The sequence below is a fragment of the Mycoplasma testudineum genome (assembly GCF_002245785.1).
GTDB classification, from domain to species: Bacteria; Bacillota_I; Bacilli_A; order Mycoplasmatales; family Metamycoplasmataceae; genus Mycoplasmopsis_B; species Mycoplasmopsis_B testudinea.
In genome coordinates, this window is the sequence record NZ_NNCE01000007.1 from 41,506 (window position 1) to 53,101 (window position 11,596).

11 protein-coding genes and 1 tRNA gene are annotated in these 11,596 nt (G+C 26.7%); 6 read left to right on the top strand and 6 right to left on the bottom strand.

Features of this window, described 5'->3' with window-relative positions; translation table 4 throughout:
- Nucleotide 1 precedes the first annotated feature (1 nt).
- The 4 genes from CG473_RS03490 to CG473_RS03505 form a co-directional block, all read right to left on the bottom strand.
- Complete coding sequence (locus CG473_RS03490; protein ID WP_094254926.1) at nucleotides 2-1,366, bottom strand: M17 family metallopeptidase; 1,365 nt, start codon at nucleotides 1,364-1,366, stop codon at nucleotides 2-4.
- A gap of 103 nt (nucleotides 1,367-1,469) precedes the next feature.
- Entirely contained in the window at nucleotides 1,470-2,162 is a 693-nt protein-coding gene (gene rlmB / locus CG473_RS03495) for a 23S rRNA (guanosine(2251)-2'-O)-methyltransferase RlmB (RefSeq protein WP_094254927.1), read from the bottom strand.
- Nucleotides 2,162-3,979, bottom strand: a complete 1,818-nt coding sequence (locus CG473_RS03500) for a DUF402 domain-containing protein (RefSeq protein ID WP_094254928.1) — start codon at nucleotides 3,977-3,979, stop codon at nucleotides 2,162-2,164. Before CG473_RS03500 ends, rlmB begins: the two co-directional genes overlap by 1 nt.
- Before the next feature lie 19 nt (nucleotides 3,980-3,998).
- Nucleotides 3,999-6,023 carry an MYPU_1760 family metalloprotease gene (locus CG473_RS03505; RefSeq protein ID WP_094254929.1) on the bottom strand — a complete coding sequence of 675 codons (2,025 nt, stop codon included), beginning with the start codon at nucleotides 6,021-6,023 and terminating at the stop codon, nucleotides 3,999-4,001.
- A gap of 211 nt (nucleotides 6,024-6,234) precedes the next feature.
- Here CG473_RS03505 and CG473_RS03510 point away from each other — a divergent pair, with 211 nt between their 5' ends.
- Nucleotides 6,235-6,450: an MAG6790 family protein gene (locus CG473_RS03510; RefSeq protein ID WP_094254930.1), complete on the top strand. Its 216-nt coding sequence runs from the start codon at nucleotides 6,235-6,237 to the stop codon at nucleotides 6,448-6,450.
- A 9-nt stretch (nucleotides 6,451-6,459) separates the two neighbouring features.
- On the top strand, nucleotides 6,460-7,104 hold the full coding sequence (gene trmB, locus CG473_RS03515) for a tRNA (guanosine(46)-N7)-methyltransferase TrmB (protein WP_243720105.1): 645 nt from the start codon (nucleotides 6,460-6,462) through the stop codon (nucleotides 7,102-7,104).
- On the opposite strand, the gene msrA is transcribed toward trmB, so the two are convergent.
- Nucleotides 7,094-7,606 carry a peptide-methionine (S)-S-oxide reductase MsrA gene (gene msrA / locus CG473_RS03520; protein ID WP_341799055.1) on the bottom strand — a complete coding sequence of 171 codons (513 nt, stop codon included), beginning with the start codon at nucleotides 7,604-7,606 and terminating at the stop codon, nucleotides 7,094-7,096. The two genes, trmB and msrA, sit on opposite strands and share 11 nt — an antisense overlap.
- A 66-nt stretch (nucleotides 7,607-7,672) precedes the next feature.
- Between msrA and ychF the strand changes: the two genes are divergently transcribed.
- Both ychF and CG473_RS03530 read left to right on the top strand, forming a co-directional pair.
- Nucleotides 7,673-8,779 carry a redox-regulated ATPase YchF gene (gene ychF / locus CG473_RS03525; RefSeq protein WP_094254932.1) on the top strand — a complete coding sequence of 369 codons (1,107 nt, stop codon included), beginning with the start codon at nucleotides 7,673-7,675 and terminating at the stop codon, nucleotides 8,777-8,779.
- A 4-nt stretch (nucleotides 8,780-8,783) separates the two neighbouring features.
- A tRNA-Trp gene (locus tag CG473_RS03530) sits at nucleotides 8,784-8,857 on the top strand.
- Nucleotides 8,858-8,869: 12 nt separating this feature from the next.
- On the opposite strand, the gene CG473_RS03535 is transcribed toward CG473_RS03530, so the two are convergent.
- Entirely contained in the window at nucleotides 8,870-9,424 is a 555-nt protein-coding gene (locus CG473_RS03535) for a 7TM diverse intracellular signaling domain-containing protein (RefSeq protein ID WP_133509996.1), read from the bottom strand.
- Between the two features lie 384 nt (nucleotides 9,425-9,808).
- Between CG473_RS03535 and CG473_RS03540 the strand changes: the two genes are divergently transcribed.
- Entirely contained in the window at nucleotides 9,809-10,453 is a 645-nt protein-coding gene (locus CG473_RS03540; RefSeq protein ID WP_094254934.1) for a LemA family protein, read from the top strand.
- A gap of 45 nt (nucleotides 10,454-10,498) precedes the next feature.
- On the top strand, nucleotides 10,499-11,434 hold the full coding sequence (locus CG473_RS03545) for a DUF3137 domain-containing protein (protein WP_094254935.1): 936 nt from the start codon (nucleotides 10,499-10,501) through the stop codon (nucleotides 11,432-11,434).
- The last annotated feature ends 162 nt before the right edge of the window (nucleotides 11,435-11,596 follow it).

Here is an 11,596-nt window from a genome sequence, read left to right on the forward strand (position 1 = left end):
ATTATTTACCTTTTCTTTCTAGGAATTTAACCATTGTTTTTAACATTGCTGCCATTGCTAAACCTTTAACTTCAGCTGTTCCTGCAATATCTAAATGTAAATATGGAACATTTTCCGCAAACTGGATTAAGAACATAGCAGCAGCATTTGAACCACCAAGTCCTGAATAATCTGTATTATAAAAATCAGCTAATGGTGAGCCTTTTAAAAAGGTAAAGTAATTTTCATGAACTGGCATTCTTCAAACTTTTTCATCAGCATCTTTAGCAGCTTTTTCAAAATTTTCATAATCAAAATTATCTGTAGCTCAAGCACCTGTATATTCATTTGCAAGTGTATAAACTATTGCACCTGTTAAAGTTGATAAATCAATTAATTCAGTAGCACCTAGTTTTTGAATTGCATATGTCATACCATCAGCTAAAACTAATCTTCCTTCAGCGTCGGTATTGTTAATTTCAACAGTCATTCCGCTCATTGATGTAACTATTGAATCAGGTAGTGATGCATCTCCATTTACTCTATTGTCTGTTAGCATCATTACTGCAGCTGCATTAACTTTAGCATTAGTTTTAGATAATGTAAGAATTGATCCTGCTGCAATTGCAGCACCTGACATGTCGAATTTCATGTTTGTCATATATTTATCTGGTTTAATGTTATATCCACCTGAATCGAATGTAATACCTTTACCAACAATAACTGTTTTGTCTTTTGAATCAGGATTATTGTTGTATTCTAGAACAACAATTTGAGGTTCAAACATACTTCCTTTATTTACTGATAAATAAAGTCCCATTCCCATTTTAATTGCTTCTTCTCTACCTAAAACTGTAACTTTAACATTGTCAAATTTCTTTGCATGCTCTTGTACTTTTTTAGCTATTCATTCGCTATTTGCAATATTAGGTGGCATGTTTTGTAAAAGTTTTGTAAAATCCAAATTTTCACGCAATGCTTCTAAAACTTTGTGTGATTTAGGTAATTCTTTAAATAGTAAACTTGCTTTAATTAAATGCTCATAGAATTTTTTTGTTTTAACATTTCAAAGCTCAACACTTTTATGAGTTAAACTTGTTGCTAATATTTCTATTAATTTGTTTTTTTCTATATCTTTATGTTCAAAAGATTTCATCTCAATTTGAAAATCAAATCTGTTTTTCATAAAGTAAGCATTAATAAATTCTCCTACAGCTTTTGCGTTTAATTTATCATTTTCTTCTAAATATAAAAAAGCAACATTTTTATCAAGTAATTCAGTTACTTGTCCGTTTTTTTGAACTACGTTTGAGTCAATGCTTTTATCATTACTAAAAGCAGCTTTTAGAGTCAAATCGTATTTTTTTTCTGTTATGAATAAATTCATAATTTCCTTTCTGATATTCAACAAAATTTTGATTAATTTTTAATCTATTTAAAATTATAGAATACATGTTAATTTTATTCCTAAATTGGCTAAAATTGACTAACTATTTCTTGAGAAAATTGTACAAGTGATAAAAAATTATGCTCGAAGCATTTGAAACATTTAGTGATTGAACTGTCCCGATAGTTTCAATACTAAATTCAACGTCAGAATTCTTTAGTAAAGTGTGATTTACACCTTTTTCTTCATTACCAATTATAATCACACTTTTTTGGTCAAAATTAACTTTCGATATGTCCATTGATTTTGCGCTTAAATTTGTAGCATAAATTCAATATCCAGCTTTTTTCATTTTTTCAATATCACTGATAAGTGAATTAGACATATGAAAATTCATATTTACAAATCCACCTGATGAAACTTTTAAAACTGTTTCATTTATTGTGACACTGCGGTTTTTTGGAATAATTATATTTTTGTATCCAAAAGCATTTGCACTTCTTAATATTGAACCTACATTTTGCGGATCTTGTAAATGATCTAATATTATTACTGGTTCGCTAGTAGAAATTAATTGTTCAATATTTTTAAAATTTATTTCTTTAATTTGTGCGATAAATCCTTGGTGGTTAGTTTGTACTAATTCATTTAAAAATTTATAATCATGATATTCAATTTTTAAATTATTTTTGATTTCAATTTTTTTGCCTTTTGCAATTATCAATTTTTCAATAGGATAATTATTTTTGATTGCGTCAATAACTGAATTTTTTCCACTTAAATAAATTTTGGACATTATATGACATTCCATTTCATTAGTACATCTCTTAATTTATCTGCTTCTATAAAATTATCTGTTTTTAAATAATTTTGTCACTGTACATAAGTTTTAAATAATAAATCTTTATTATCATTAATTTCCTTTATAAAGCTAAATTGAATGAAATTCATTAATGTATAAATTCTTTGCAACACTATTAAATCGTTATACTTATTGAATGCTTTTATCATTTTTTCAATTGAAGTTAAAAATTTACCATATTGAAATTCAGTTATTAGTTTTACCGTATCTATAACATTTTCATCTAATAAATTACAACTTGAATTAGTCAATAAAGCTTGAAAGTATATCTTTTTATATTTATTTAAAATTGTTTCTTGTTGATTAATTAAAACGGTAGTTAAATTAATTGGTGAACTAATGTTTGATGAAAGAATTATTAGTCTGAAAATATCTTCATTGAATTCATCGGCATTTATTACATTTCCAAGTGATTTTGACATTTTTTCATTATTCCAAAATATTTGTCCAGTATGAATTCAATTGTCAGTTATATTTTCATTATGGATTGCATAATGTTGTGCATTTTCGTTTTCATGATGAGGAAAATTTAAATCAACTCCTCCTCCATGGTAGTCTATTTTTTGACCTCCAAAAAAATCATTAATGAATGCTGCACACTCAGTATGTCATCCAGGTCTGCCATCTATACCATTAAAATTATATTGTTTTCCTTCATCAGTTTTTTTTCAAATATAAAAGTTATCTTCATTAGTGTATTTAGGTTTATTTCTGTTTACACGTTTTGCATAATTTGTAACTTTATTTACATCTAAAATTATGCCTCTTTCGTTTTCTAATGTTTTCCCTGATTTGATTAATTTATGTATATATGAATTTATTTTAGGAAGATTTTTAGTAACATAAACCAATTTACTTATTGTATTAATTTGGTACTTTTTTAATAGTGAAATATACTCTTTTGAATACTTTTCACTCACCTTATCTTCTGTAGTTTTTTGCTCTATTGCTTTAGCAATTATTTTGTCATCAATATCTGTAATATTGTGTACGAAATAAGTAGGCTTTTTAAGAAGATTTAATGCCTTAACAAAATAATGCATCGTTAAAATTGGTCGCATGTTTCCGATGTGAGGTTTGTCATATACTGTAGGACCACACACATAAATTTTTACACTATTTTTATTTCTAATTTTATGAACTGGTTCGATGTTATTATTTCTTGTATATTTTTTTACAAAGTCTTTTAGTCTTTTTTCTTTAAAAATTAACAAGTATCTTTTAACCAAATCTTCTACAATTGAGTTAATAAATTCTGGCTTAAAAATGCCACTTCTTTTCTGTTTTTGATCTGTCAATTCTTCAATACTATGAATTATCATTTTAGATAGTTCATCTGGATATTTTAGTTTAATTCTATTTGTTTGAAATTCCTTTGTATCTACGATTTCAAAATCACGATCAGGATAATCTTTTATATCCAAATCATAATCAATATATTTCATTGTATTGTCTTCAAAAAGATAAGATGAAGCAATATTGATGTACAAAAAATTTCCATCAGGTCTTAAAGTAAAAAAAGCATTATAATTTTTTTCAGGAAAAAAAACCATAACTTGCGGTTCTGACACAACATAGTTACGATCACTTAAACTTACAACTTTACTTTTATATAAAAATAATGTAATTAATTTTGAATCACTATTTAGCACTAAAGCTTTATTTCACTGACGATATAATGTACCATCATATTTGTAAGCTTGAATGTCGATATAAGTATTTGGTTTTGGAAGTTTAGGTGTTATTTTCATAAATAGTCCTTTTAGATAACTAGTATTTAGATAGAATTATTTGAGATGTTCCAAATGAATTAAAATCAATTTTAAAAAATACTGGATTGTAGTTGCTTAATCCGGTTCTAAAAGCACCGAGGAAATTATCAAATGTTCTCCGGTAAGAGCTTATTAATCTTGATTTATTATTCATTTCAGGAGCGAAAAGTTCATCTGGTTCAACGCTATTATTTTCATTTTTATCATCTCAAAAATAAAGTACAGATCTATTCAATGATTTTGGTACAGCATTAATATCAGTTATGTATGCTACAAAATCTGAAGTTGAAATTTGAGAATCAGAAATTGTTGAATTTACATTGTCTTTATTATTTAAATAATTTGAACTAAGCGGGCTAACATTTTTAGTTAATGCAGTTGGAGAATTTTTTGTTCTAAAAGTTAGATCTCCAAGTTTTAATAAATTATCAGAATTTGGAAGTAGTTGTTGATCACTTGCTTTTATTGTGCTATTTGTTGCATTATGATTTATATACTGCATTGGATAAACTACGTAAGAACCATTATTTGATAATACTAACCCTTTGTATTTATTGGCTTTTTCACGAGTTAAATATCCACTAAAACGTAATTTATAAAAATTATCTTCTTCAAAATTACTTGGGCTTAAAGATTTAGTAGTTGCATTTTTAAAAACAGTAGAATTATTTAAAAAATATACTTGGTTGATTTCATTTGTATAACCCAGAGCATCTAAATATGCTTCATATAAATCGTTATATCTATCTTCAAAAGCATATGTACCTTGTTCAGTTGTTAATGTTCCGCCAAAGACATTATTTGCAGCAAAATAAGTTAGTTCTGGATTTGTAATATTTTGATTTCTATTAAAAAGCATTTCATTATTTGCATTTCTAAAAATATATGTGCTTCTACCTCAATCTTCAAAATATGTATCACTTGCAATATTGCTTGCACCAATTCTAGTACCATAAGCATTTTGAGTAGTATTACCAAAATTTTGTGAATTATAAATTGGAACATAAGCCATTTTTTGATATTCTCTTGGCACAAGTTCTGATTGTGAATAATAATAAGCCAACTGACTTGCTCTATATAAAACTGAATCATTATTGCTTGTTAAATTTGAAGGGCTTGCAACAAGTCTCATATTATTTGTTGCTATTAAATCGTTTGAATAATTTACATCATTAGCCATTCGATATAAATGTGATGCAGATGCAAATCCACATAAACATGTGAAACTAATATTTCCACTTAAAATTAAGTTTCCGTTAGCTGCTGTATTTGTATAACTTAAACTACTTTGGAATTTATTAATAAAATTACTATTTCATTGCACTTTATTACTGCTAACATCATTTCCTGAAACATTTATTGAATCAAGTAAAGTGGGTGTTAATCCATCAGTTTTATTTAAATTAACATTTTCATTTTGTAAATACGAATTTGCAAAATGATGAAAGTATTCATGGTAAATAGTTGGTAAAACTGCATCAACTTTTTGTTCAAAATTTAATTCAAGTGCAATGTAATTTTTTACACTTATAAAAATTTCATGAGTAGACGGAATATATTGACCATTTACATCAGCTTCTAAAATATCAGTGTTGTTAAAAGAAATTCTTTTTAAATCGTATATTTCGGGACCATAATCTAATCTATCTAAAATGATATGATGAAGTTTTTCTAATTCTTTTTCAGAAAAGAAATGAACATCTTTTGTCGTATTGTCAGGGTATCTTACTTGTGATGAAAATGAATCATAAATTATTCATGTTTTATTAACATCATTTTGTGCTCCTAGTGAAGAATTTGCACTTCACGAAACGCTAACACTGTTTTCTGGTGCATAGCTAACTAATTTACCGTTATTAGTTTGATCAACTAGTTGCGGAGCACGCTGTTTAAAAATGTCAGTAGTAAAATATAATGCTACAACCGCTCCTGCTCCAACAAATGATGCTCCTAATACAATTGATGAAGAAGCAACTAAAAAACTGAATAATTTACTTTTTCCTTTTTTGTTATTTCTTTCCATGATTTATATTATACAAACTAAATTTTTTGTTACATGATTTAATCTATATATAATGTGGAAAATTTGCGCAATTATATAGTTATATTTTTTATTAAGTTTTAAATGAAAATTTATTCAATTTCAACTTCTTTTAATGTGGATTTTTTCCACATTTGACTAAAAAATGTCATATTTTTATTTAGCTATTTTATAATATAAGTGGAGGTAGTTTATGTATCAGTACAAAGCAATTTTAAAAACTACTGGCGAAAAAATCGCCGAAGGACATTCAGTTCAAGAAGTTGAACAGGAAGTTAAATCATATCGTCGCGGCCAAAAACATGGCGAACACACCCGTGGTGATGATTTAGTTGAAATCATCCACGTTGAAAGATCTAAAAAAGAAGGAACACTAGCTTCTAAAGAAAAATTAGTGAAAACAGTTTAATCAAATTTAATGGCTTCGGCCATTTTTTTGTATCATAAATTAATTATGGGACGACTTAGATATGATTCAAAAAAAGAAAAACATGCTTTAGAAAGTGAATATACAATTAATTCTTTTCCATATGACAATCCAGTTAACACAATTATTGAAATCGGAACCGGAAAAGGTGAAATGATTACTCAGATGGCACAATTAAATCCAAATAATTTTTATATCGGGATTGAAAAATATGCAGTGCCAGCTTCATATGCAATTAAAAAAGCTGAAAAATTAGAACTTAAAAACATTAAATTCATTATTGGTGATGCATTAGAATTGCAATCATATTTTAAAAACAAAATTTCAAAAATTTGATTAACATTTAGCGACCCTTGGCCTAAAAAAAGACACGCTTCTAGAAGGCTTAGTCATGAAAATTTTCTAAAGTTGTATCAAAACATATTAGATGAAAACAGAATTGTTCATTTTAAATCTGATAATAATGATTTATATGAATATACATTAGAATCACTAAATAATTTTGGTGCAAATGTTATTGAAAAAACAACGGATATAAACATTGTTGCACATAAAATAAATAATATCCAAACAGGATATGAAAAAAAATTTTCCTCTAAAGGAAAAAATATTAATTACATTAAATTTAAATTTTAGACTTATCTAAAAATTGATCTGGGATGTTGCTTAAATCAATGTGGCAATACCCGTTTTTATTTTTAATCAAATAATCTTGATGATATTCTTCGGCTCTAGTTTTATCTTTTACAATTTCAGTTTCGAAAGTAGTTTTTTGATTAAATTTAGTTTCGAATTCTTTGATATATTCACGGATTAAATTAAGATCATCTGCACGATCTTTTTCTACATAGAAACCAATGCGATATTGAATTCCAACATCATTTCCTTGCTTATTTAAACTAAAAGGATTCACAATATTTGTTAATAAATAAAATATGTCTTTAACTTTCAAAATATTTTCATCATAAATTATTTCAACAGCTTCTACATGTCCGCTTGCTGAACAAACTTCCTTGTAACTAACATTATCAAAACCACCGTTTAAATAATAAGATTCAGTTTTAAAAACTCCTTTAACTCTTCGAAAATATTCTTGTACACCTCAAAAACAACCACCCGCTACATATATTTTTTGCATCAACACTCCTTTGCTATAATAAAATATAGACTATTTAAATTATATACAATAATGCAAGGAGATTTCATGGGATTAAAAGCCGGGATTGTTGGATTGCCAAACGTTGGTAAGAGTTCGTTATTTTCAGCCTTAACAAAAAAAGAAGCAGAAAGTGCAAACTATGCTTTTACAACAATTGAACCTAATGTCGCTAATGTTGAATTACAAGACCCTAGAATTGAGTATTTAACTAAAATCACAGAACCTAATAAAACTGTTTTTGCTACATTTGATTTTGTAGATATAGCAGGCTTAGTTGAAGGTGCAAGTAAAGGTGAAGGATTAGGAAATAAATTTCTTTCAAATATTAGAGAAACAGATGCTATCGTACATGTCATAAGATGTTTTGAAGATGAAAATATAATGCACGTTTCTGGGTCAGTAGATCCAGTTAGAGATGCTAAAATTATTAATTTAGAGTTAATTCTAGCTGATGCTTCGACTATTGAAAATGTAATTAATCGTGTCAAATCAAAAGCATTACATTCTAGTGATAAAAAAGCAAAAATTGAATTTGAAATAGCTACTAAAATGCAGAATTGATTAGCTCAAGAAAAAATGCTTAGTTCTCTTAGTTTTGATGAAAGTGAAATGGCTATTGTTAAGTCATATCAGTTGCTAACATTAAAACCACAAATTTATGTTGCCAATGTTCATAGTCTTGATGTTGCAAATCCAGAAGCAAATATTCATTACCAAAATTTAAAAAAATTCACAACTGAAAATAACTCTGATTTAATTGCATTAAGTATTCAATTAGAAAAAGAATTATCACTAATAGATGATTCTGAAGAAGCAAATCAAATGATGGAAATTTTAGGCATACAAAGTTCAGGTTTGAATAAATTAGTTTTCGAAGCTTTTAAATTATTAAATTTATCTACCTTTTTTACAGTAGGTAAAATTGAAGTAAGAGCCTGAATTTTTAAAAACGGAATGAATGCAGCTCAATGCGCGGGAATAATTCATAGTGACTTTGAAAAGAATTTTATAAAAGCCGAAGTTATATCTTATGAAGATTATAAAGAAGCTGGTAGTGAAAATAAAGCTAAAGAGTCAGGTAAATTAAAATTAGAAGGTAAAACCTATATAATGAAAGATGGTGATATTGTTCATTTCCGTGTAGGAAAATAATATTAGGGGCTTAGTATAATGGTAGTACCGCAGCTTCCAAACCTGCTTGCACGGGTTCGATTCCTGTAGCCCCTGCCATAACAAATTGACCTAGCCAATCGCAATGATTGGTTTTTTTAATGTTCATTTAATTGTTATATCAGCTATTGATACTATGAATAATAAAAACATAAATGAAAACAGAATTATGTTTGCAATGATATTTAACATCATAGTGTTATTTTGATTTTGAGCATAGTAGATAACAAAACCTGAAACTATTATTACGATAATAAATCCCATAAATGCAATTAATAAAAATGAAATAAATATTTTTGTTAATTTTCATTCTAAATTTGAACTATCTTTAAATTTTTTAAGAAAAAATATATACCCGCCAATAAGCAAGGTTAATATGATTATGTAAGTTGTCATTTTAAAAATTGGGTCATTTGCAAAAGAAAAACCGTTATTAAATTTTAAAATAAATACTAATAACATACAGGTTATGAAAAGTGGAATAAGGCGACTAAAGTACGATAAAAGTTGTTTGTCTTTTTTATTTGCAATTATTAGAATTAATCTATAAATAAAAAAAATCAGCAACATTCCAATAAAAATATATTCAAATAAATTAGTTCTCATTATCGAAAAGAGAACACTCATAGATATAGCCAAAAACTCATGTTTGCTAATTGCAGAATTATTAGATGCAATAAATCATTTTTTTGATTTAAAAAATAAAACCGAGTAATTAATAATCAAAATGAAATAATAAATTATTAATAGGGCAAAAATAGTTCATAAATAGCTGTAAATTAAATTTCTCAAATTTCCAGTGAACATATAAATAAATTGCATGTACTTATTTTATGTTTTTTAGTTTATAGATTTTTAAAAAATTGATATTTTTTTAAAATATTTTCTTTAGGATTCCTAAATGCAATAATCCTGTACTAATATTAGATATAGAAAATACAACTGTAGATTTATAGTAAAATAAACTTGCACAAAATATATTTAGATTTTAAAAGTGCGTTTAGGAGAATAATGAGTTTAGTAGATCCTCGTCAAGCAACTGATGAACCTCAGGGCTTTAACCCAAATGTTAATAATGCTAATAACAAAGCAAAATTAAGTACTGCAGGTAAAATACTTTGAATAATATCTTGATTTTTAACTATTTTTATTACGTTAATTGTTCATGTAGTATTAAGCAACAAGTTTAATAGACAACAAATGGACATAAATAATGCTGCTTCATCAATTGATGTTTATTTAAAAAATAGAAAAGATACATTAACAAAATTAGTTGATGGAACACGTAGTTATGTTAAATACGAAAAAGAAGTTTTAAATCAAGTTACTGAATTAAGAAATATGAATATCGGTCAATCAAATAGAGTTGAAGCTCAAGGTAAAATTGAATCAGCTTTTGGAAGATTATTAGCTGTGGCAGAAAATTACCCAGATTTAAAAGCAAGTCAACTATATAAAGATACAATGAGTCAAGCAAGTTACATTGAACAAGAAATAGCTGCTGCTAGAAGAAATTACAATGCCAATGTAAATCAGTTCAATCAAGATTTATTTACCTGACCTGCAAGTATAGTGGCTGGATGAAAACGATTAGTTCAGTTACCTTTATTTGTTGCAAGTGCAGAAGATAAAAAAGATGTTTCATTAGACATCTAATACTAAGCCCTCTAGTGAGGGTTTTATTGTTAATTAAGGACAAAAATGTTAAAAGTTTCGAAAATTAAAAATTACGATGAATTTGAAAAAAACGCTATTCAAATTGTTGCAAGACCAATTGAAAAAGCAATCGAAAAATCATATGAAGAAATACCTAAAAAATATTTTACAAGATTAAAATGATGATACTGATTTATTGGTATTTTAACCTCGCCAATATTAATTGGAATTGTAATGATTATGCTGTCAATTAGCGCCAATAAATTAATTACTGAAACAGTTAAAAGCAAAATTAATTTACTAGAAATATATCAAGAATTATGACAAGTTGGAGATCCATTTCTTCGATTAGAAAATGTTGAAAATGATGTTAATAATAACATTGATAAATTTAAAGGTAGTTATGCCATACCAGCTGATGCAATTCGAATAAGAAGCTCTCTTTTGTTTAGTGGATCAATTAGATCATTACCTACTAAAGTTTCGACATCAACATTTAGATGACAAAGGGGCAATGGCAAAAATGTTCAAACATTTTTAAAAGAAATAGGGTTATTAGAAATTGATATTAATAGTTTAGAAAACGAAAAGGATTGATCATTTAATATGATTAACCGTATTGGACCGAAATTAAATAATGTAATAACCGAAAATAAAAAATTTAATAAAGTATTTGACTTAGAATCTGACAATCAAATTAAGGCTAGAATGTACGCTACTCCATTAACTACAGAAATGTATTTAGATCATTTAAAAAATAATGTTTCTAGTAGGGAAATTGGTATTTTAAAAAAAGGCAAAAAGATTTATATTTGTTTTGTTCCTTATAAAAATGATGCCTTCAATTTGAATTTTAAAATTAAAAATTCTATAACGGAAATGGTTAGATTAATACTAAGTGATTTAATTAATGATACATATGAAATATATGCCTTATATGCATTTCTTTTAATTCCACCATTTTTACCGGAAAATGAGTAAATAAGCGGGTTTCAGCCCGTTTTTTTAATTAAAATAAACGTTTTTTTAAATCGAAAAAAATTACTTAAATTTTTGTGTTTTAATGGGGAGCAAGTAAAAATTAACGGATTTAAAATTTTATTTTTTTTAGAAACTTAAAATTAAGTCTCATTTTTACCTTAG